The 21,808-nt window shown below is 69.3% G+C and carries 18 protein-coding genes and 1 pseudogene; 14 read left to right on the forward strand and 5 right to left on the reverse strand.

Annotated elements, in window-relative coordinates; translation table 11 throughout:
* Positions 1-133 precede the first annotated feature (133 nt).
* The 3 genes and pseudogenes from ACIQMV_RS31235 to ACIQMV_RS31245 all read left to right on the forward strand — a co-directional run bounded on the left by ACIQMV_RS31235 (position 134) and on the right by ACIQMV_RS31245 (position 2,627).
* On the forward strand, positions 134-379 hold the full coding sequence (locus ACIQMV_RS31235; protein ID WP_402596586.1) for a Smr/MutS family protein: 246 nt from the start codon (positions 134-136) through the stop codon (positions 377-379).
* A gap of 149 nt (positions 380-528) precedes the next feature.
* Positions 529-1,074 (forward strand): annotated as a pseudogene (locus tag ACIQMV_RS31240) (transposase); the annotation flags it as partial.
* A gap of 332 nt (positions 1,075-1,406) precedes the next feature.
* Positions 1,407-2,627 carry a metallophosphoesterase gene (locus ACIQMV_RS31245; RefSeq protein WP_402596587.1) on the forward strand — a complete coding sequence of 407 codons (1,221 nt, stop codon included), beginning with the start codon at positions 1,407-1,409 and terminating at the stop codon, positions 2,625-2,627.
* A 398-nt stretch (positions 2,628-3,025) separates the two neighbouring features.
* Here the strand turns inward: ACIQMV_RS31245 and ACIQMV_RS31250 are convergent, their stop codons facing one another.
* Together ACIQMV_RS31250 and ACIQMV_RS31255 are read right to left on the reverse strand one after the other, a co-directional pair.
* Positions 3,026-3,541: a hypothetical protein gene (locus ACIQMV_RS31250; protein WP_402596588.1), complete on the reverse strand. Its 516-nt coding sequence runs from the start codon at positions 3,539-3,541 to the stop codon at positions 3,026-3,028.
* Entirely contained in the window at positions 3,535-3,954 is a 420-nt protein-coding gene (locus tag ACIQMV_RS31255) for a hypothetical protein (RefSeq protein WP_402596589.1), read from the reverse strand. Before ACIQMV_RS31255 ends, ACIQMV_RS31250 begins: the two co-directional genes overlap by 7 nt.
* Positions 3,955-4,160: 206 nt before the next feature.
* Here ACIQMV_RS31255 and ACIQMV_RS31260 point away from each other — a divergent pair, with 206 nt between their 5' ends.
* On the forward strand, positions 4,161-4,583 hold the full coding sequence (locus ACIQMV_RS31260; protein ID WP_402596666.1) for an NUDIX domain-containing protein: 423 nt from the start codon (positions 4,161-4,163) through the stop codon (positions 4,581-4,583).
* Between the two features lie 20 nt (positions 4,584-4,603).
* On the opposite strand, the gene ACIQMV_RS31265 is transcribed toward ACIQMV_RS31260, so the two are convergent.
* Positions 4,604-5,110 (reverse strand): NUDIX domain-containing protein, encoded by a 507-nt coding sequence (locus ACIQMV_RS31265; protein ID WP_402596590.1) that lies wholly within the window; start codon positions 5,108-5,110, stop codon positions 4,604-4,606.
* A gap of 166 nt (positions 5,111-5,276) precedes the next feature.
* Here ACIQMV_RS31265 and ACIQMV_RS31270 point away from each other — a divergent pair, with 166 nt between their 5' ends.
* The 9 genes from ACIQMV_RS31270 to ACIQMV_RS31310 all read left to right on the forward strand — a co-directional run bounded on the left by ACIQMV_RS31270 (position 5,277) and on the right by ACIQMV_RS31310 (position 16,588).
* The gene (locus tag ACIQMV_RS31270; protein ID WP_402596591.1) at positions 5,277-6,485 is read left to right on the forward strand and encodes a hypothetical protein; all 1,209 of its coding nucleotides are present in this window, start codon (positions 5,277-5,279) and stop codon (positions 6,483-6,485) included.
* Between the two features lie 470 nt (positions 6,486-6,955).
* A complete protein-coding gene (locus ACIQMV_RS31275; RefSeq protein WP_402596592.1) occupies positions 6,956-7,423 on the forward strand; it encodes an NUDIX domain-containing protein in 468 nt (155 codons plus the stop codon).
* Positions 7,420-9,411, forward strand: coding sequence for an ABC transporter ATP-binding protein (locus tag ACIQMV_RS31280; protein ID WP_402596593.1), 1,992 nt, complete (start codon positions 7,420-7,422; stop codon positions 9,409-9,411). The genes ACIQMV_RS31275 and ACIQMV_RS31280 overlap by 4 nt, the downstream gene beginning before the upstream one ends.
* Positions 9,408-10,730 carry a methyltransferase, FxLD system gene (fxlM, locus tag ACIQMV_RS31285; RefSeq protein WP_402596594.1) on the forward strand — a complete coding sequence of 441 codons (1,323 nt, stop codon included), beginning with the start codon at positions 9,408-9,410 and terminating at the stop codon, positions 10,728-10,730. Before ACIQMV_RS31280 ends, fxlM begins: the two co-directional genes overlap by 4 nt.
* 78 nt (positions 10,731-10,808) lie before the next feature.
* On the forward strand, positions 10,809-11,948 hold the full coding sequence (locus ACIQMV_RS31290) for an NUDIX hydrolase (protein ID WP_402596595.1): 1,140 nt from the start codon (positions 10,809-10,811) through the stop codon (positions 11,946-11,948).
* A 57-nt stretch (positions 11,949-12,005) separates the two neighbouring features.
* On the forward strand, positions 12,006-13,496 hold the full coding sequence (locus ACIQMV_RS31295) for an NUDIX domain-containing protein (RefSeq protein WP_402596596.1): 1,491 nt from the start codon (positions 12,006-12,008) through the stop codon (positions 13,494-13,496).
* Between the two features lie 324 nt (positions 13,497-13,820).
* The gene (locus ACIQMV_RS31300; protein WP_402596597.1) at positions 13,821-14,648 is read left to right on the forward strand and encodes an NUDIX domain-containing protein; all 828 of its coding nucleotides are present in this window, start codon (positions 13,821-13,823) and stop codon (positions 14,646-14,648) included.
* Positions 14,649-14,677: 29 nt separating this feature from the next.
* The gene (locus ACIQMV_RS31305) at positions 14,678-15,877 is read left to right on the forward strand and encodes a bifunctional class I SAM-dependent methyltransferase/NUDIX hydrolase (protein WP_402596598.1); all 1,200 of its coding nucleotides are present in this window, start codon (positions 14,678-14,680) and stop codon (positions 15,875-15,877) included.
* A gap of 75 nt (positions 15,878-15,952) precedes the next feature.
* Positions 15,953-16,588: a M15 family metallopeptidase gene (locus ACIQMV_RS31310; RefSeq protein ID WP_402596667.1), complete on the forward strand. Its 636-nt coding sequence runs from the start codon at positions 15,953-15,955 to the stop codon at positions 16,586-16,588.
* Here ACIQMV_RS31310 and ACIQMV_RS31315 read toward each other — a convergent pair.
* Complete coding sequence (locus tag ACIQMV_RS31315) at positions 16,469-17,530, reverse strand: hypothetical protein (protein ID WP_402596599.1); 1,062 nt, start codon at positions 17,528-17,530, stop codon at positions 16,469-16,471. The genes ACIQMV_RS31310 and ACIQMV_RS31315 overlap by 120 nt on opposite strands.
* A gap of 855 nt (positions 17,531-18,385) precedes the next feature.
* Between ACIQMV_RS31315 and ACIQMV_RS31320 the strand changes: the two genes are divergently transcribed.
* Positions 18,386-19,777: an MFS transporter gene (locus tag ACIQMV_RS31320; RefSeq protein WP_402596600.1), complete on the forward strand. Its 1,392-nt coding sequence runs from the start codon at positions 18,386-18,388 to the stop codon at positions 19,775-19,777.
* 56 nt (positions 19,778-19,833) lie between these two features.
* On the opposite strand, the gene ACIQMV_RS31325 is transcribed toward ACIQMV_RS31320, so the two are convergent.
* A complete protein-coding gene (locus ACIQMV_RS31325) occupies positions 19,834-21,774 on the reverse strand; it encodes a helix-turn-helix domain-containing protein (protein WP_402596601.1) in 1,941 nt (646 codons plus the stop codon).
* Positions 21,775-21,808 lie beyond the last annotated feature (34 nt).

A 21,808-nucleotide genomic window follows, 5' to 3' on the forward strand; every position in this document is an offset into this window, starting at 1 on the left:
CCCTGGCATCGGTCAAGCAAAGCGGCCAGGCTGATAGCTACGACGCGGTAACAGCCCGGCCGCTCCGGCGGGTCCGGCCACCCCTTGCGGGACCAGGGCGCCTTGGCTCACCATGACAAGAAGGAGGATCCCGATGATGACGCTCGATCTCCACCCGGTCTTCCGCAACAACCGGGACATCGAGGTCGCGTTGCGTCAGTTTCTCTTCAGGGCGTCCCATGCGGGTGAACCGGTCGCGGAGATCATCCCCGGCAAGGGATCGGGACGGCTGAGGGCCCGGGTCCTTGCCTTCCTGGACCAGAAGCACATCCGCAAGCTCTATGTGCGCCGAGAGGTCGACTCGGACAACTCCGGCCGCATCCTGGTGTACTTCGACTGAGGGGATGGCGTCCCTGTCGTGGTGTAGCCGATCAAGGTGAGGGAGTGCGCCGGGCGCGTGTGCCGATGTGTCTTTCGCTCCCTGCCCGCGGGGTGGGCCACCGTGCAACTCTCCGTAGCGAAGTGGCAGTTCAACGCGGGAGGTGCAGGGTGGCCCTGTCTCAGCAGGACCTACTCCGGTTGTTGGAGTCACTACGTTCGGCGGACGGGCTTGAACTCGTTCGCGGTGTGGCCGAGCGGATGCTCCAGGAGCTGATCGAGGCCGAGGCCACGGCCCGGATCGGCGCGGAGTGGAACGAGCACACCGAGACGCGCACCGCGCTTCGCAACGGCCACCGGGACAAGACGCTCAGCACGCAGGCCGGCGACCTGGACCTGGCGATCCCCAAGCTGCGGTCGGGGAGCTTCTTCCCCGCGCTTTTGGAGCGGCGTCGCCGCATCGACCAGGCCCTGTACGCGGTCATCATGGAGTTCTACGTCCACGGCGTGTCCACGCGGTCGGTCGACGACCTGGTCAAGGCCCTCGGCACGGATACCGGGATATCCAAGAGCGAGGTCTCGCGGATCTGCCAGGACCTGGACGGCCAGCTGACCGCATTCCGCAGCAGGCCCCTGGACCACGTCCGATTCCCGTACGTCTACCTCGACGCGACCTACTGCAAGGCGAGGGTCGAGCACCAGGTCGTGTCCCGGGCCGAGTGGGCGGGATGGGCGGCGCGGACGCAGCCGGGGATCGGGGCGCGCTCGCAGGTGTCACGCGTCGGCACCGCCGCCGCGCCGGGCCGCCGCCCGGACCCGGCGTCCTTGGCCACCTGGGCGCGTATGCCCCGGCGTGTGCAGTCGTGCAGCAGGCCGGCGCAGAACTCGCATCGTTCGCTGTGCGGCCCGTCCCGCCGAGGGCGCGGAGTCTTGCCATCCTGCAGAGAACCCTTCGCCCCACGAGGCCGCGCCCATGAACGCCGGTCCGACCGGCCCGAGGGCGACCGGATACAGTGCGCGCGACGGCAGCCTGGTCAGGGAGGGGAAGCGTGACCGACACCAGCAACACCCGGTCCGCCGAGGGTGAAGCGCAAGCGCCGCGGCAGAGCCGAGTGCACCGCCTGATGCGCTACATCCCTCTGATCGCCCCCGTCCTGCTGTGGGCCGTGCCCTGCTGGGTGCTCCTGCACACCGGCCAGCACTGGCCGCTGCCCGTCACGCTGGTCGGCACCGCCCTGTTCGCCCTCGGCCTCGTTGGTATGCCGCTCGCGATGGTACGCGGCCACGGCCGGCGCCAGCAGGACCGGGCGGCGATCGTCGGTGACACCCTGCTGGGCACCAGCTGGGTTCTGTTCACCTGGTCCATTCTGCTCGGCGTCCCATTGCGGCTCGCCCTGACCCTGGCCGGCGTCGACGAGAGTCAGGACCGGGCCCGAATCATTACTTGGGCCGTATTGGGCATAACCGCCGTACTACTCGCCTGGGGGTACGCCGAAGCCCACCGCGTGCCACGCGTGCGCCGACTCGACGTGCAACTCCCACGGCTGGGTGCCGGGTTGGACGGTATCCGCGTCGTCCTCATCACCGACACCCACTACGGCCCGCTCGATCGCGCTCGCTGGTCGGCACGGGTGTGCGAGACGGTGAACACTCTGGAAGCCGACCTGGTCTGCCACACCGGCGACATCGCGGACGGCACGGCTGAACGCCGCCGGGCCCAGGCCGTCCCACTCGGTACCGTGCGGGCCACCCGGGCCCGTGTATACGTCACCGGCAACCACGAGTACTACAGCGAGGCCCAGGGCTGGGTCGACCTGATGGACGAGCTGGGCTGGGAACCGCTCCGCAACCGCCATCTGCTGCTCGAACGCGGAGGCGACACCCTCGTGGTCGCCGGCGTGGATGACGTCACCGCCGAGTCCTCCGGCCTGGCAGGCCACCGCGCCCACCTCGCCGGAGCCTTGGACGGCGCCGACCCCGACCTGCCCGTCCTGCTCTTGGCACACCAGCCCAAGTTCGTCGACCGGGCGGCAGCCAACGGCATCGACCTCCAACTCTCCGGCCACACCCACGGCGGCCAGATCTGGCCCTTCCACCACCTGGTCCGCATCGACCAGCCCGCCCTCGCCGGCCTCAGCCACCACGGCACCCGCACCCTCCTCTACACCAGTCGCGGCACCGGCTTCTGGGGCCCGCCGTTCCGCGTCTTCGCCCCCAGCGAGATCACCCTGCTCGTGCTCCGCTCCCCGCACCTGCCCACCTCGCCATAGCACGGGGCGGGGCCAACACATCCGCTTGAAGCAGTCCACGAGCCGAGGGGTGCGGCGTCGACAGATGACCAGGCCCATCTCGCTGAGGACAAGATCTGACCATTCCCGGGCCGACGGCTCCAACGAGCCATACGTGGCCACGCTTTACGCAGGTCAGCGACGCGTGACGCCTGCACCACCAGCAGAGGAAGAATCTTCTGGTGTCGTACTCGCCGAAGAGGCTTGGCTTCTTCTAGACACATGCGAAAAGGCGCCTGACCTGGGTTTTCACCCGTCAGGCACCCTTCGTGCAACCCGCTCTCGACCGGGCCCGGCTTGCGCGCTAACTCCCAATTCCTCCCACGACTGCACCCCTCCTGACCAGTGCTTCCGGACCAGTCACGGACCAAACCCCCGGTTCAGCCCTCGGGTACGTCACCTTGACTGACGCGCTGCCACTCGTTCATGGACTGCTCGATGAGACGGTTCGCCTGCTCTCGAAGGCCGTCAAGGAACTTGGCGTAGTGGCGAAAGAGAACCTCGATGCTCTGGCCGGCGCGGCGGGCGCACTCGGCCGGGTCCACTCCGGAGTAGAGCCAGAACGAGATCCCGGCGTGACGGAGATCGTAAGGCCGCTTGGCCAGGCTAGAAGTGCGCTCAGTACGGGTCAGGGCGTATTCCCGGGCCCGCGCCCATGTGAAGCCGTAGGCGGCAGCGTCCACGTAGTTGCCAGCCTGGTTCCGGAAAAGTCGACCGTCAGGTGCCACGTCGAACCGATTCACATGGGCACGCAGCATGCGTACGAACTGCGGCGGGATGGGAACAGGCCGCGTCGCGCTTGCCGCGCGACGCTTGAGCGAGTGCACCTCGTGCACCTCACCGTCGTCGGTCCACTCCTTGCCAGACGTGACGACCCCGCCCGAGAGGTTCAGCATCCCCCTTCCGTCTTTGGCAAGTGGCATTGCTCGATCCGAAGGTGGATGACCTCAGCTGGCCGCATAGCCGCGAAGTACATGCAACCGAAGAATGCTTCAAGATGAGGACCCCGCCCCCGCTGGCGAGCAACGGCCTCGAGCAGCCGAAGCACCTGGGCCGGATTGGGAACGGCGGCCGGATCCACCTCCTCATTGACTGCTGGCGCTTGCCACCGGAGCCCCTTGAGGGGGTTCTCTGCGAAGTATCCCTTCTCCACCGCAGTGTTGAGAGCTTCGTTGAACGCAGCCCTCTTGCGTCGGGCTGTTTTAGCCGCAGCCGCCTTGCCGTCCAGCTTGCGGCACATCGCATCGAGGGCCCGCCTCAGAACGTCGGCTTCCGCGAGGGCGCTGACCGGCAGCGAGTTGCGCTTCATCCAGTCCAGCGCGTGGAGCCACTCCTCGGTGGGCTCGCACTGGCGCCTGGCTGACGCTGCACGTCGCCCAGTTGGACCGCAACCAGGTCTACAAGGCCGCCTCTGGCAGCGGTGGACACGCCTAGGCGATCCAGCAGCTCGTACCGCTGCGCCAGCTCGGTCGCCTGCTGGGCCTGTGGGACGGGGACGGCGGCGCCGAAGCCGGAATCGCCCCGGTCGCCGGCCACGTCGACGAGCATGGCGGCCCCGAGCAGGCCGCCCGCGACGAAGTCACCGAAGAGGTCGGTCTCACCGTCACCCACCTGCACCTGCTGCTGGACCAGTGGCGCCCCAACCACTGCCACCGCACGCCCAGCGGTCCGGTCGGCCACCACTGGTGGATCTTCCGGGCCGAGGTTTCCGGGTCGCTGTGCCCCTCGCCCCTGGAGGTCCGCGCCCCTCGGTGGATCCACCCAGCCCAGCTGCAGCAGCACGCGCTGCGGACCGCCGCGCACGCCAACGGATGCCTGGACCGTGAGGAGTTCGAACGCGAACCCGGCCTGGAGCCGGTGTGGTGCCGCTTCCTGCACGACCTTGAGCTCGTCACCCTGCCCTCGGCCGACCTCGACCGGATCGAGGCCCTCCTGTGAACGGCGGCCAGGGGCCTACCTCAGCGGGAGCCGACCGCCCGGCCGGCTGCCAGACGGCGAGCGTGCGCACGGATCCGCTCGCGGTCTTCGAGGAAGACACTGTCCCAGCCTGTGTCCAGACGGAACCATGCCGCCGGCTGGTTCTGCTCCCCGGCGAGCGGCACGTCGCGTCCCACGATCGCGGCGTAGGACAGGCCCAGCGTCGGAGACCAGTCGGCCCGGTAGGAACGCACCGCCACGGCCGCGGGCTCGGGCAGCAACTCGGTGCGCAGGCCGGTCTCCTCCAGCAGCTCTCGTGCCGCCGCCGCACGCGGCGCCTCGCCCGGCTCCACCTTGCCGCCTGGCGGCACCCATCCGCGCACACGGTGCTTGACCAGCAGGACGTGCTCGAAAGCAGGGTCGGTGACCCACACCTCGGCGGCCAGCGGCTCCATGGGATGCCGGCGGGCTTCCTCCAGCCAGGCCCGTGCACCGTCGAACTCCCATGCGGCGAGGCGGGCATCCGCAACAGCCTCGTCCAAGATCACCTGACCAACTTCACCATGACTCACCCGCCCCACCCTAGGCCGACGAACCGGCCGGACGTCGCAGCGACGAGCAGGCAGCCATACGGGGATGTCCGGCCGACCCGGTGGCCCCTTCGGGCTGCAGGGCGATCACCCGTGGCACTCGCTGCACACGAAGGAGACCAGCGTGCACGATGAGCAGCCCTCGTACCGGGGAGCCTGGGTCGTCCTCGGCGGCGTCCACCTCCTCAACCGCACCGCGCCACGGCGACCAGACGAGCCGATCGTGCTCGTACGGGTGCCACCGCAGGAGATATGCCGGCCGGCCACCACCGTGATCGTCCGCTGGAACGCGCTGGGACCCTGCCCGGCCGAAGCGCTGCACCCCGGCGGCTCCCGGCTCGGGGCGGCCAGGATCGACGGCGGCGAACTGTTCCCCGACGCCATCGCCGGTCCCGCCCTGCGCGGCCTGGTCGGCACCGAGGACGCCCCGGGCCTGGTGCCGCTGTGCTACCTGGCTGAACACCCCGGCGGCGGCTACCACGCGTACGCACAGATCCGCTTCCACCCCGAGGATGCCTGCTTCGTCCGCACCACCCGAAAGCCAGTCGGCCACGGCCCGGTCGAGGAACTGCTCTGGTTCGACCCCGTGCTGACGGCGCACGCAGAGTCGAGCACGGCGCTCAACAACCATCTGCGGTACTTCCGCAAGCACTTCTCCGGCACCGAGCTGGAGTTCAAATACACCCTCGACCCGGCACCGGACATCTGGTCCGCATCCATGGAACTGCTCAAGACACTGCGCGACGGCAAGCTGGAAGGCTGCCGCCCGGAGTACCGGGAAGAGTTCCAGATCCACCACACCGAGAACCATCTGTTCGACGTCACCGGCCCCGAGCCCGAGATCGGCTACGCCTCCTTCATCCCCACCGTCACCGCCGGGCACGTACTCAAGCGAAAGTGGTTCACCAAGGACGCCTTCGCCCGCCGCGAGGAACTCGCCCCTGGCCTCGACATCACCCCCGACCGCTTCGAGACGTTCCTGCGCGAAGACCTGAGTCTCCAGGTCCGGGCCATGCCGCCCTTCCAACGCGTCCGCTACGACATCCAGTGCGAGTCGCTGCGCACCGGACACGTCTACGGCATCTTTCTCGACCGCTGCGCCCTCCTGGCGGCCCCCGACGTGGTGCTCTCCCAGTGCGAGCTGGAGTACCTCCGCTCACGCAGCATCCTCGACCACGACCAGGACGAGATCCTCATCGAGATGAAGCGGATCGACAGCTGGCTCTGCGAGTACCTCGCCAGTCACGGTTGGGCCGCCGAGCACACCTTCTACTCCAAGCGCAGCTTCCTTCGCGACGCCGTCGCCCTCCGCCCGGACCTCGCCACGCCATGACCGACCAAGCGCCCCCCGACAATCCCCCGCAGGAGGTACCGCAACCCACATGAGTGATCGAACACTGCATCACAGCCCGCCCCACCCGACCGCACAAGGAGAGAGCCCGGTATGCGAAGTCACGTTCTAGATTTCGTCCCCCTCCACCCGTTACGGCTACAGCAGGACCGCCGTTACCCGATCACCTGTCCGCATCTCGCCCCGAGGAGTCCCCATGCATCCCGTACGCCGCCCTGGACTCGTTCATCCTGCGTTCGAAAATGCCGCTACCTCCTCGGGCGCCAGCCTTCGCTTCACCTCCGGTCGCGCAGCTCTGCTCGACGACGGGTCACGACCGGATACGAGGTACCTGGCATGACGCAGCCCACACCTCTCCCGTCCTCCGTCCTCACCTATAGCTTTCGGCACGGCGGTGCCCTCGTGACCAATGGTCGGCACACCGTAGAACGCCTGGTGCAGGAGGGCCGCCCGTGAGCGACTCCCCTCACCAGCTGATTGCCGACGTGGCACAGGTCCTGCTCCGTACCAACGGCGCCGCCCTGTGCGTACGCCGCGCACTGGACGCCGCCCTCGCACCGGGACAGCTCACTGTCGTGGGCGGCCACTTGGAAGTCGGTGAACCACTCGACCATGCTGCGCGACGCGAGGCCATGGAGGAGGTGGGGGTCCTTATCACTGCTGAGCAGCAGGAGTTCTGCGGGCTAATCCACCACAACTACTCCGACGGTGGCCTGGACCGGATCACCGCCGTGTTCGTGGCGCAGTCGTGGACGGGTGAGCCGTACAACGCCGATCCACACAAGCACGAAGGGCTCTTCTGGGTGCCGATGGAACGACCGTTGCCGGACTGTCACCCCTACACCGCCACCATCTTCCACATGCTCACCCACGGCCCGTCCTACCGGGCCATCAACTGGCCTGCGGGAGGCGCCCGGTGAAGAGATTCTTCGGCCCAGTCACGATGGCCGATCCGCAGGTCTCCGACGCCGAACACGAGCTGTTCGGCGGCCCCCTGCGCTACGACATGGGCTGGTCCCAGCACGAGCACGCGACCTTGGACCTGACCATGATGTCCGCGCTGCGCTCCATGCCCACACTCGTCGGCGCAACGCTGCGCATGGCGTGGCAGGCCGACCGGCGTGCTCTGCTCTCGGTCGGGGCCAGCGAGATCGGCCAAGGCATCGCCGCAGCCGCCGGCCTGCTCGCCGTCAACGCCGTCATGCACGCTCTGCTCGCCGGCAACGGCAGCGCTGCCGAGCGGCTGCACGCCCTGTTACCCGGCCTGTTGGCCGCCGCCGCTATCGGCGTCATCAACTCCGCCCTGTCCGCCTGGTCCACCTCCCGCGCAGGGCGGCTGGAGCCGAAGGTCGAGCGGATCGCGACCACGCAGTACCTGGCCGCCGCAGCCAGCGTCGAACTGGAGGCCATCGACGATCCCGACTTCCGGCGGCTCGTGGACATCGCCCAGCATGGCCCGGGTTCGGCCCGCCGCATGATCAGCGCCTGCGTCGCCGCGCTGAACGGCCTCATCTCGCTGATCACCACCGCCGGCGTCCTCGCTGTACTCCACCCCGTGCTGCTGCCCATGCTGATCCTCATCGCCGCCCCTCGCGGCTGGGGCGCCATGCGCGTGGCCCAGGAACGATACGTGTCGGTGATGAGCTGGATCGAGCACGTGCGGGCCAGCCGCCTGATCGGCAACCTGCTCACCGAACGCACCGCCGCCCAGGAAGTGCGCCTCCACGCCGTGGGCGACTTCCTCCTGAGCCGCTACGAGCAGATGGCCGAGAGCGCCGAGGCCGAACAGGAACGCCTCGCTTCCAACAAGGCCCTGACCGAGTGGGTCGCCTCCGCGCTGTCCGGTCTGGCGATGGCGGCGACCTACGGGGCCATGTTCTGGCTGATCATGGCCGGGCACATGAGCCTCGCCGTCGCCGGGACCGCCGTCATCGCGGTACGCACCGGCTCGGCGAGCCTGGGCGCGCTGGTCATGAACATCAACCAGCTCCACGAGGAGAGCCTCTACGTCCGCGACCACGGCCGCTTCCTCACCCAGGCCGCCCAGCGGACGCTGCCCGGCGGCGGTGCGCCCGTACCGGAACGCGTCAGGGAAGTCGTTCTGGACCAGGTCACCTACCGCTACCCCGACCGGGACACCACCGCCCTGGACAGCGTGTCGTTGACCCTGCCGATGGGATCGGTCACCGCCGTGGTGGGTGAGAACGGTTCCGGTAAGAGCACCCTGATGAAGATCCTCTCGGGCATGCTGCTTCCCGAGGCCGGCACCCTGCGCTGGGGCGACGCGGACCTCACCAGTCTCGACCGCTCCCAGGTCTTCGAGCGCGTCTCCCTGCTCACCCAGGACTTCCAGCGCTGGCCCGTGACCGCCGCGATGAACATCCGCCTCGGCCGCCCCGACCACCCCGCTACAGACCAGGACCTTAAGCCCTCGGTCGACTACGCCGTTGCCGGCCCCGTCATCGCCAAACTCCCCGACGGCCTGCGCAGTCTGCTGGCCCGCATGTTCCGCGGCGCCATCGAACTGTCCGGCGGCGAATGGCAGAAAGTCGGCCTGGCCCGCACGCACTGGCGCAGTTCAACATCACAGGCAGACGGCGTCCTCATCGTCGACGAACCGACCTCCGCCCTCGACCCCGAAGCCGAAATCGAAGCCTTCGACCGCATCCGCCGCCTCGCCGCACCGAACCGAGCCGTCGTCCTGGTCACCCACCGCATGTCCGGCGTCCGCCACGCCGACCACATCTACGTCCTCAACAACGGACACCTCGCCGAGCACGGCACCCACGACGAACTCATCGCCGCCCGCGGTCGGTACGCCGCCATGTTCGACGCCCAGGCCGCCCAGTACGCCCCGACCGCGACCATCCCGAACCCTGCAACGCCCACCGTCTCGGACCAGGTATGACCCGCACGACCGAAAGGCTCGCCGTGACCACGCCCCCCACCACGGACCTCGACGAAGCCACCGCTCTGCGCCACCAACTGGCCGACGAACTTGCCGCCGCCGGACACATCCGCACCCCCGCGGTCGACCGCGCCCTGCGCACCGTGCCCCGGCACGCCTTCGCCCCCGAAAGGCCACTCCATGCTGCGTACGCCAACGAGATCATCGCCACCCGCCACAGCGACGACGGCACCGTCATCAGCTCCATCTCCGCGCCCTGGCTGCAGGCCGACATGCTCGAAGCCGCCCGCATCCAACCCGGCCACCACGCTTTGGAGATCGGCTCCGGCGGCTACAACGCTGCTCTCATCGCCGAACTCGCCGACCCGACCGGCCACGTCACCACCCTCGACATCGACCGATCCGTCACCGACCGGGCCACCCGCTTCCTGACCCAGACCGGATACGGCCGCATCCGCGTGGTCACCGCGGACGCCGAGCACCTGCCTGCCGAGGTGGTGCCGGACGGCGGATTCGACGCCATCGTGGTCACCGTCGACACCTGGGATCTGCCCTGGATCGACGCCCTCGCCGAGGGCGGCCGTCTCGTCGCACCGGTGCGTCTGCACGGGTACCACTGGGCCATCACCTTCACCAAGCGCGACGGGGTCTTGCACAGCGACGAGCCGCTCATCGTCTGCGGCTTTGTCGCCATGCAGGGCGACGGCGCCTGGCACAGGAATCGCCGCACCGTCCCAGGCACCGGCGTCCACCTGTCCTGGGAAGACGGCACCCCGTTGCCCGTCGACGAACTCGCCCCAGCCCTCACCTGCGAGCCGACCGTGACGCACACCCACGTCACCGTAGGCGGCCAGGAACCCTTCGACGCCCTCACCCTCTACCTCGCCGGCGCCCTGCCGGGCTTTTGCCGCCTCTCGGCCGACTTCGACGGCGACAACGGGGTCCTGAACCCGCCGCTCAAGCACTGGCCCGGCGCCGCGATCGTCCGCGGCAACTCCCTCGCGCGACTGGCCACCGATCGCATCGGCGACGGAGACGATGGCGAGGGCCTGTACGAGTTCGTTGTCCATGGCCACGGCACCCGAGGACATCTCGCTGCACAGGAGATGGCCGAGCAGGTCCGGCACTGGCAGCACAACCACCGCGGCGCCCTCTGCCCCCGCATCACCGCCCGACCGGCCGCCAGTTGCGCCCCGCCGCCCAGAGACCACGAACTGCACGTATTTGCCAAGAAGCACACCCGCATCACCGTGGACTGGCCGATCGTTCCCGGCCCCGCTGCACTACTCACCGGCCAAGGGAGCTGCAGCGCCGGATGAACGGCGGTGCCTCCTGATCACCGCTCCCGGCCCGTGCCGAACCCATGCCCGCCCCACCGATAAGGAAGGCACCGCCAAGTGACCACTCCCGTCTCACGTTCGGATGATGTCGCACCGCGTGCCGCCCTGTCCGCAGGGCAGCACGCCGTCCCCCGGCACACGGTGTGGGTCGGCGCCGCAGCGCTCGTCACTGACCAAGTCGGCCGCGTCCTGCTCGTTCACCCCACCTACCGCGAGGACGACCGGTGGCTGCTGCCCGGAGGAGTCGTCGAACCCGGCGAACACCCGCACGTCGCCTGCCGGCGCGAGATCACCGAGGAACTGGGCCTGACGAGCCTGCCCCTGTCGGGCGTGCTCGCCGTCCACTCCCTCTCCCCGCACCACCCGGACAGCCAGCACAGCACGCGTTTCCCCGGAGAGATCCGGTTCGTTTTCGATGGCGGAACGCTCACTCCTGACCAGGCGGAGGCCATCCGTCTCCCGCGCGAGGAGCTGTCCGAGTACGCCTTCCTGGAGACTCGGGACGCGGTGCAGCGGCTGCGCCCCGTGGACGGGCAGATCATGCTCGCCGCCTACCGTGCACGGCTCGGGAACACAGCCACCGCTCACCTCGCGGATGGCCGGCACATCCTCGACGTCCCGGTGCTGGACCGCCATGACGTGCACGTTCGCTACCGGCCTCTGTGGGAGAGCCCCTTCAACCGCGGCCCCGTCCCCGAACGGCTCCCCGTGCAGCAAGCCTGGGCGTGGTGCTTCGTCCCCGACGGCCGGGTCGTCCTCTTGGCCGACCCCGGCCCGCGAGGCGCGCTGCCGATGCTGCCCGGCGGCACGGTGGAGAAGACCGACGCGACTCCCGAGGACACCCTCCACCGGGAAGCCGCCGAGGAAGCGCAGCTCGCTCTGACTGACCCGGTGCGACTGGGCTGGGTGCTGGACGAAACCGGTGAGGTCTACGGCGGGGTGGGGCCCAACGCCCGGCTCCGCTTGGCCGCCCGGGTCACCGCCGTCGGGCCGGCGGCCGTCGACCCTGCCACCGGCCACCCCTTCGCACGCCTGCTCGCCTCCCCCGCCCAAGCAGCCGCCCTGCTGGGATGGGGGCCGCCCGGAGCGCGGCAAGCCCTGCTTGCCGCTGAGACGGCCCGGGAGCGGTGGGGTCTGCCTGCCGCTCGGCCCGCTGCCATCGAGGAGATCCCTGCTGAGGGGATGCGGCTGAGCTGACACGAACGACTACCCCGCCTCCATTTGTCCCGCTTCACGCTCCTCTGAGGTAGCCGAATGCCGCTGTCACCCGAGCACATCCGCACCACCGTCGAGACCTACCTCGCTCGCCACCCTCACGAGCGCGCGCAGCTTGCCGGCCTCCTGGTCGCCCTCGACCGTCCCACCGATATCGCCAGCCGCTCCACCTTCACCGGACACGTCACCTGCGGCGCGATCGTCGTCGATCCGCTCGGCCGCGTCCTGCAGGTGCTGCACCTGGGGAGCGGCAAAGTCCTCGCCCCCGGCGGACACACCGAGCCCGAGGACGAGTCCCTGGCAGGGGCGGCTCTTCGGGAGCTGCACGAGGAGACCGGGATCCCGCCCCAGGCCGTGGCACCGTGGCCCGGCTACGAGACTGTCCCGTTCGACATCGACATACACGACATCGACGCCCACCCGGGCAAGGGGGAACCCGGCCACCGGCACTTCGACCTGCGGTTCCTCTTCCGCCTGCAGACCGCGGTAGAGGTGCCGCTGGTGCTGCAGGAAGAAGAGGTCGGTGGCATCGAATGGCGTCCCGCGGACAGGGTGGGCTCCCCCTCCCTGCGCCAGAAGCTGCTCAAGCTTCCGCCCGGAATCGGACCGGCGACCGCCAACGCCTCGGCCCTGATCTACAGCGACCGTGGCGAGTACCTGCTCCACCTGCGCGACTACTTCCCCGGCCGAATCTGGGAGCCGGGGATGTGGTCACTGCTGGGTGGTGGCCGAGAGCCCCAGGACGCCACCCTGGAGCACACTGTGCGGCGCGAACTGGCCGAGGAAGCCGGCCTCCACATCGCCGACCTGACCCCGTTCGGCATCGAGGAAGCAACCGACGACGCCGGCGTGACCGTACCCATCGCCATCTACGCCGGCCGCTGGAACGGTGACCCCCGCGAACTCCACCTGACGGAAGGGGTGATGCTGGCCTGGTTCGCCCCCGACGACCTCCACCGCCTCCGCATCGCAGACACCACCAGCGCCCTCGTACGGCGCCACGCCGCCAGCCGCCCGACCGGCGCATCCAGCACCGCGTCGCAGAGCGGGCCCGCATCGCACGAGGGTCGCCGCCCGGCCTCTCCGCACGGCACGGTTCCCAACATCATCGGCGTTCACCTCTACCTGGAACGGCCTGACGGGACGGTGCTGCTCGGGCTGCGCCACCCCGACTCCAACTTCGCGCCTTCCACCTGGCACGTCCTGGCCGGCCACTGCGAGCAGGAGAGCGCCATTACCTGCCTGATCAGAGAGGCGCGGGAGGAGGCCGGTCTGCGCATCGAGCGACAGGACGTCGAACTCGTCCACGTCGTCCACCACATCGACCGGGCCGGGGGCCGGCCCCGCATGGGCCTGTTCTTCCGCGCTCGGACCTGGAGCGGCGAGCCGGAACTATGCGAGCCGGACAAGTGCACCCAGTGGAAGTTCTGGGATCCGGCCGCCCTCCCCGAGGACCTCGTCCCCTACACCAGGGTCGCCATCGAGGGCATCCAGGCCGGCCGCTCCTACTCCGAAACGGGCTGGGTATGAACATGGCCGCTTCCATGCACCCGGACCTCCCGACCGAGGAAGTGCGGCAGCTCGCCGAAACAGGCAGTGGGCTACATCGCCAGCTGGTCGGCCACCTCTGTGGCCCGCGAGAGCAGCCGGGTGGGACGGGCCGACGGAGCAGGGGGCGGGACATGGTCCACCCTGAAGATTCCGTCACGGAGCAACCCCCGTTCACCGTCCATGGGCCGCTGAACGCAACGAACCACACCGCATCTATCGGAGGCATGTGTGCCTGACGACACCCAACAGGCGATCCCAGCCGTCCCGAGTCCGGCGGCCAGAGAGGAACGGCAAGAGCACCACATGCACCTGCTCCCGCGGTACTACCGCCAAGTGGAAGCAGGCCGCAAGACGATCGAAGTGAGGGTGGCCACCCCGCGGAAGCGCGCCGTTGCCGTCGGCGACACGGTCGTCTTCCACGACCGCGGCACCGGCCGGGAGCTCGACGTCATCGTGCAGCGGATCACCCCGTACCCCTCCTTCGAGGATCTGCTCAGTTCAGAGGACCCTGCGCGCGTCGACCCGAACGGGCCGCCCGGAGAACTGCTCGCCAACCTGCGCAGCATCTACCCGCCAGCCAAGGAGGGCCTCGGCGTCCTGGCCTTCGCATTCGACCACCGCCCTGCACGGCCAGGCCGACCGATGCCGATGACGCCCGCGCAGTACGCGCACACCGTCCCCCACCATACGGTGTACGGCTGCCTGTACATCCGCGACGAACACGATCGGCCGGTTCAACTGCGCTCGGTCTACGGCTCGCGCCTCTGGCAGTTCCCGGGCGGCAACCTGGACGCCCAAGGAGAGGACCCGCTGCAAACCGCTCGCCGCGAAGCAGTCGAAGAGACCGGCCTCGAACTCGGCCTGGATACGCCGAAGCTTCTCCTGACGCACTTCCTGCACGCCGGGCTCCGCCTGCCACTGAACAAGGTAGGGCTCATCTTCGACGGAGGGCGGCTCTCCGCAGAGCAGCTCGGGCAGATCCGACTCGATCCAGCCGAGCACGACATGTGGGCCGTGCACGACCTCGCCACCTGGCAGGGCCTGATGGCGCCGCGCTCCTTCGCCCGCCTCGACGCCATCGAACAGGCCCGTCGCGGCGAAGGCCCCGCCTACCTCACCACGCACACCTGATCCCCAGCGCACCCACCCAGGAGGCAATCGTGGCCGCCGAGGACACCAACACACGGGCCTGGCATATGTATGGCCAGCGACAACTGGCTCGCGCCTACACCCCGCCCGTCCCCGACCAGCTCACCTGGACGCCTTGGGAAGGGGTCGGACCGGGAGCAGAAGTCCTCGGTGACGTCACCGGCCGCCGCGTCCTGGACATCGGTTCGGGAGCTGGCCACCACGCCGTCCATCTCGCCCAAGCGCACGGAGCCCGCGTCACCGGAATCGAGCTGTCCCCGACCCAGCACGAACGCGCCGTCTCCGTCCACACGGGCGTGGAGGGCGTGGAGTTCGTCCAAGGAGACGTGGCCGAGTACCTGGCCGGCACCGCGCCGTTCGACGCCGCATACGCGATCGGGACGCTCGGGTTCATCGATCCGCACCGCTCCCTGCCCGCACTGCGCGACGGACTGCGCCCCGGTGCCCCTCTGATCCTCTCGCTCCTCCATACCGACTTGCACGGCAGCGGCCCGTCCACGGAGGTGGCGCCGCGCGAGCAGATGATCCTGCTGCGCGACGATCCGCCCCTGCCGACGCAGATGTGGGTCCTGTCACCGCAGCTGTGGGAGGACCTGCTCACCGAGTACGGCTTCCGCGTCGAGGCCATCAACCTGCTGCCTCACCCCGACGAGGGCGCCACGGTTATCCAGCAGCTCATCCGCGCCCGGCGCCTTCCCGACCGGCCGGCGCGAGTCTCCAGCCGGCCCCGCAGCACCCGAGCGCCGGCAGCACACGCAGCGGTCGGCGTCGGAGCGATCCTGCTGAGCGAACAAAGCATTCTGTTGGGCCGGCACCGACGCGGCACCCTCGAACTGCCCGGTGGGAGCGTGGAGGCCGGGGAATCCTTCGAGGACGCGGTGATCCGAGAACTCGGCGAGGAAACCGGTCTGGTCGCTCGGACCGGCGACGTCCAGCTCCTGGGCACGCTCGTCGACCACGTCGGATGTGTCCTGCGGGTCACCGTCGGCGCGCTCGTCCACGCCTGGCAGGGGCAGCCGACCACGCAGCCGGACGAGAGCGTCGGCGACTGGGCTTGGTACCCGCTCGATCAGCTCCCCGACGGCCTGTTCGTGTGCAGCGCCCAGATCCTCACTGCATGGCGACCCGACCTGGCCATCGACCACTCACCAGCGCACTCCACGCGTTTCGCATCCGGACCAGCGGCCATGCCGGGCGACGGCCTGGCCTGACCGCCAGCACCGACGTACACCTACGGCACCGCTCGTCTTTTACTGTCGAAGGAGACGTAGTTGAAGATCGTGCTGATGTCCGACCCTCGGGTCGCCGCCATCCCTGTTCAGGACTGCGGCGAGGAACTAATCGACATACGGGCGTCCGGCCTGTTCCTCGTCGATCAACGCAAGCAGGACTCCGACGGCCACTTCGCGCACCTGCGGCACGGGCTCATCGAGCGCCTGGAACACGCCCAGCGACTGCTTCCCACTGAGTTCCGCCTGCTCGTCGTCGAGGGGTACCGGCCTCCGGCGCTCCAGCGGGCGTACTTCGAGGAGTACGCGACCAAGCTGCGTCGCCGAAACCCCGACTGGAGCGACAGCCGCGTCCACGAGGCCGCAAGCCGCTACGTCTCCCCACCGGAGATCGCGCCGCACAGCGCCGGCGCGGCCGTCGACCTGACCCTCGCCGTCCCGGACGGCCAGGAGGTGGACATGGGGACGAGGATGAACGCCTCCCCAGAGGAAAGCGACGGCGCCTGCTACACCCACGCGAACTCGATCAGCGGCGCCGCCCGGGCCCATCGCGACACGCTCTGCCGCGTCATGTCAGCCGCCGGTTTTGTGAACTATCCAACGGAGTGGTGGCATTTCAGCTACGGAGACCGATACCGGGCCCTCCACACCGGCCAGGCAGCCGCCGTCTACGGCCCACGCGACCGCACGTAAGCAGCAGCTACCAGCAGTACCGCGAGGGATGGAGCCCGCCGGCAAGTTCCGTTCAATCTGCGTGGTAAGCACAGATTTCCCGACACCGCCGGCCGCGTGAACAATGACAGGCCGCGGGGCGAGCCGCACGATGTCATCGACGATCGCACGAGTCTGCGGAGTCACAATGACGCGTCCGGGCAGGTCGATGAGGTTGGGGGCAGGCAGAAGGCGCTCTGGTGGGACCTCGAGAGCAGTAAGCACAGTGGAGCGGTCGACGACGTGCTTCGTCTCCAGCGAGGTCGCGCGTCGCGCGATCATCTCTTTCAGCAGAAGGGGCTGCACATCGGGAGCGCCGGGCAGAAACCCGGCTAGATCCAGCCGGAACAGCCCTTCGAGTCGCAGCAAGCCTGGCGCTGTGGGATTGACTTGCATCTGGTTGAAGAAACCGGCTTCGCCGTCTGCGTCGTCCGAGAACCCCGCATATTGTTTGAGAAATTTGACCTCGTGAGCGTAGTCGCCGAGCTCACCGCCCACTGCCAGAACCCTGATCGCACGCAGAACGGAGTCGCGGACCGGCCGGTTGGATAGGAACTCGAAGATGGCTTTCCGCTCAAGTCCCGGCGACTCCAGCTTGATTCGTCGGTACTTCTCTGCAAACCCGCTGACGGTGCCGCCAAGTCCCGACACGGTCCACTCCTCGGTGGCCCGCGCAGTCGAATGCTTCAGCTGGCGATACACCACTCGGTTCGCTTCGCGAAGTCCGGTCGCGCCGTAGTACTCGGCGATGTCAATGACGTCTTCACCGTCGCGCCCCGCCGTGTCATCCTGCGACACGCCCTCGACGGCGATCGCAGTCAAATCTGCACCAGGGAGCAACAGCTTCACCGCCTGCCGAGCCGCCCAGTGATAGTGGAACTGATCGCCGTCACGGCTCGCACGCAGAAGATCGGTGTCAGGCATGCCCACTCCCGGCAGACCTCAAAGCGACGGAATCGGGCAAGGGTCCCCTCACATCACCACAGACCAAGACGGCACAAGCCTGCACACGCTACTCATGTCTCCCTGATTCCGGCGACGCATCCACCGACGCATCGTGTCCGAAACGATCGACGCGGATTCAAGACGGCGCTCGCAGCTCCCCTCGCCGGGTGTCAACGGCCACGGTATGGGCGTTGCGGGCGCAGACAAATAGGAGCCGGCCCATCAGAAACCGCCTCGCCAAACCCTCCAGACTCTGCGACTGCGAACAGTGCCGTTGGCCCTACCCAACCCAGTCGAGGTCTCGCTCAACCCACAACCAAGATCCGGACCATATGCGGGCCAGAGACCGCCAGACCCACATCGGCCGTCACATTCGCGCTGGTCAGCGCCATGCAAGCCGTGTACCACCAGCAGACGAAGCGTGCACCGCATCCAGCGCAGCGCCTCGCCCAACACACAGAAACTGAAGAGCAAGGCTGGACTTGGTCAGCCCGGTCACCTTCCACGCAACGGCTCAGCGCCGCTCAGCCCCCAGATGTCCGAGTTCAACGGAGTGTAATCAGCACCTAGTCAGCACGGGAGGGGCGAAGGCGGGTGATGACGTGGTCTTTTAGTCAGCACCAAACCATCACCGGAGTCAGCACGGCACCGTCAAATCACCCCTAATTCGGCTCTCTTCGAGCCCCTGAATCACCGCTCCACGGGCGGGCATGGTGGCCGCACGCATAGCGAGCCGCCAGACTATGTTGGCTCGCCACATGTGCGCTTGACCTGCATGTTCCTACCGTGTGCCGACACGTACCCGTCCCCACCGCAGACGAGGAAGTGGCGCACATGGCCTCCCCGACCACCTCTCCCCCACCCCCGGCGAACCTCCGCCGCATCGTCGCCGCCAGTCTCATCGGCACCACCATCGAGTGGTACGACTTCTTCCTGTACGGCTCGGCTGCCGCGCTCGTGTTCAACAAGCTGTTCTTCCCGGACTCGGATCCGCTGGTGGGGACGCTGCTGTCGTTCCTGACGTATGCGGTCGGGTTCGCGGCGCGGCCGCTGGGCGCGCTGGTGTTCGGGCACTACGGTGACCGGCTGGGGCGCAAGAAGCTGCTGGTGCTGAGCCTGCTCCTGATGGGTGGGGCCACCTTCGCAATCGGGTTGCTGCCGACCCATGCGACGGTGGGCAGCGCGGCTCCGGTGCTGCTCACCGTGCTGCGTCTGGTCCAGGGCTTCGCGCTGGGCGGTGAGTGGGGCGGGGCCGTGCTGCTGGTGTCCGAGCACGGGGACGCGCGGCGGCGCGGGTTCTGGGCCTCCTGGCCGCAGACCGGGGCGCCCGCGGGGCAGTTGCTCGCCACCGGCGTGCTCTCGCTGCTGACCGCCGTTCTCTCCGACAGCGCCTTCGTCAGCTGGGGCTGGCGCATTCCGTTCCTGCTCTCCGGTGTACTCGTCGTCGTCGGTTTGTGGATTCGTCTCTCCGTCGATGAATCGCCCGTGTTTCAGCAGGCGTTGGCGCAGGCCGAGTCCCGTAAGGCGGCGCGGGCGGCCGGGGACCGGACCGAGAGGCTGCCGCTGGTGTCCGTGTTGCGGCATCACTGGCGTGATGTGCTGGTCGCGATGGGGGCGCGTATGGCGGAGAACATCAGCTACTACGTCATCACCGCGTTCATCCTCGTCTACGCCACCACCTCCGCCGGGGTCTCCAAGCAGACCGCGCTCAACGCCGTGCTGATCGCGTCCGCGGTGCACTTCGCGGTGATCCCGGCCTGGGGTGCCCTGTCGGACAGGATCGGGCGCCGCCCGGTGTACCTGCTGGGTGCCGCCGGGGTCGGCCTGTGGATGTTCCCGTTCTTCTGGCTCATCGACACCGGCGGCTTCGGCTACCTCATCCTCGCGGTGACCGTGGGCCTGGTACTGCACGGGGCCATGTACGCCCCGCAGGCGGCCTTCTTCGCCGAGATGTTCGCGACCCGTATGCGCTACTCCGGCGCCTCCATCGGCGCCCAGTTCGCCTCCGTCGCCGCGGGCGCGCCCGCCCCGCTGATCGCCACCGCCCTGCTGTCCGCCTACGGCAGCTCCACCCCCATCGCCCTGTACGTGATCGCGGCGGCCATGCTGACGCTGATCGCGGTGGGAGTGGCCAAGGAGACCCGGCACCGCGACCTCGCCGACGTCGAGTCGCCCGCGGACGCCGGGCCCACGGCCGCCCGCACCGCCGGCGCGCGTACCGTCTGATCCCCGCCCGCTCCCTTGGTCCGGCCGGCCCCCGTACGCCCGCTCGCGTACGGGGGTCAGGTCTGTGCCGGTACCGACAAGCGGTGCAGACGCAGGGCGAGTTGGATCTCCAGGGCACGGGCCGGGGTCTGCCAGTCCCGGCCGAGCAGCCGGCCCACGCGGTCCAGTCGCTGGGCGACGGTGTTCACATGGACGTGCAGTGCGTCCTTGGTGCGGGCCGGGCTCATGCCGCAGGCGAAGTACGCCTCCAGGGTGCGTATGAGCTCCGTGCCGCGCCGCTCGTCGTAGGCGACGACCGGGCCGACGGTGCGGTCGACGAAGCCGTCGATGTCCCGGTCACCGGCCAGCAGCAGGCCGAGGAAGCCGAAGTCCTGGGCGGCGGCGCCGTCGCCGGTGCGGCCGAGCAGCCGCAGGGCGTCGAGGCAGCGCCGCGCCTCCTCGTAGGCGGCGGCCACGGTCTCGGGGTGGGCGGCCAGGTTCTCGACGGGGGCCGAGGCGCCCACGGTGACCGCCTCGTGCACCCCGGTGCCGAGGTGACGGGCGGTTCTGCGGGCCAGTTGAGTGGCGCTGTCCCCGCGGCGCAGCGGCAGCAGCAGAACCGTGCCACCGTCGCGGGCGGCGGCCAGTCCGTGCCGCGTGGCGGCCAGGTGAAAGGCCGCCGACCACAGGCGGTGGCGGGCGGCGGCCTCCTGCTCGGCGTCGGCGGACGGGGCGTCGAGGCGGGCGGCGAGCACGACGTGCGTGGCGTCGAGGTCGGCGTGCAGCCGGGCGGCGCGCTCGCGCAGCAGGCGGGGATCGCGGTCGCGGGCGTCCAGGAGGTCGTCGAGGAGTTCGCCGCGGACGCGCTGTTCGGCCTCGGCGGCCGACCGTCTGGCGAGCAGCAGCAGCGAGGTGACCATCGCGGCTCGCTCCAGCGTGCGCTGGTCGACGGGGTCGAGGCCGGGGTGACCGCGCAGCACGAGCGCGCCGAGCAGTTCACCGCCCGCGGCGACGGCGGCGATCCAGTCCGGACCGTGCGGCACCGCGTGTCCCTCGGCCCGGGATGCCTCCAAGGCGCCGGCGGGTGCGGCGGCGGCCTCGGTGAACTCGACGGCGCCGTCGAGCACTTGGGAGACGGCGGCGGCGACGTCGTGCACTCCGCCGCCGCGCAGGACGAGTTCGGCGAGCCGGTCGTGGACATCGGAGGCGCGCTCGATGACGCCGCTGCGGTCACGGATGATCTCGTTGGCCCGCTCCAGGCCGGCGAGCGCCGAGCGGGTCTCGGTGAGCAGGTTGGCGCTGTCGATGGCCGCCGCGGCGAGGGCCGCGAAGGAGCCGAGCAGGGCGATCTGCTCCCGTTCGAACACGCGGGCCCGCCGGTCGGCCGCGAAGAGTACGCCGATCACCTGTGGTCCGAGCATGAGCGGCACGCCGAGGATCGCGACCAGGCCCTCGTCCCGCACTCCCGCGTCGATGGTTCCGGTGTGCTGGAAGCGGGGGTCCTTGAAGTAGTCGTCGGTGACGTAGGGGCGGGCCGTCTGCGCGACCAGGCCTCCCAGCCCCTCCCCCATGCCCAGGCGCAGTTGCTGGAAGCGGGCGGCCACCGAGCCCTCGGTGACGCGCATGCAGGTGTCGCCGCGGGCGGGGTCGTTGAGGGTGAGGTAGGCGATGTCCGTGCCGAGCAGCGAGCGGGCACGCTGCACGATGGCCTGGAGCACCGCGTCCAGGTCGCGCAGACCGGCCAGGTCGTGGGCGGTCTCGAACAGCGCCGAAAGCTCCGCCTCGCGGCGCCGCCGGCCCTCCAGTTCCGCGCGGACGCGCAGGGCGAGCAGTCTGGCCTGTTCGAGCGCGTCGATCCACTCGGCCGGCCGCCCCTCGGCACGGGCGAGCAGCACGGGCTGTTCATAGGCTGCGGTGGGCGCACCCCGGGCCAGCAGCTCGAGGAAGAGGGTCTCGGCGCTGCCGGCCGGAGTCCTGGCGGCGGGGCGCCGGGCGGACTGCACGTGATCGCTGGACATGCCCACAGGATCACCCATCGTCCGGTCCTCTCGT

The organism is Streptomyces sp. NPDC091412 (genome assembly GCF_044756885.1).
Taxonomy (GTDB): Bacteria; Actinomycetota; Actinomycetes; order Streptomycetales; family Streptomycetaceae; genus Streptomyces.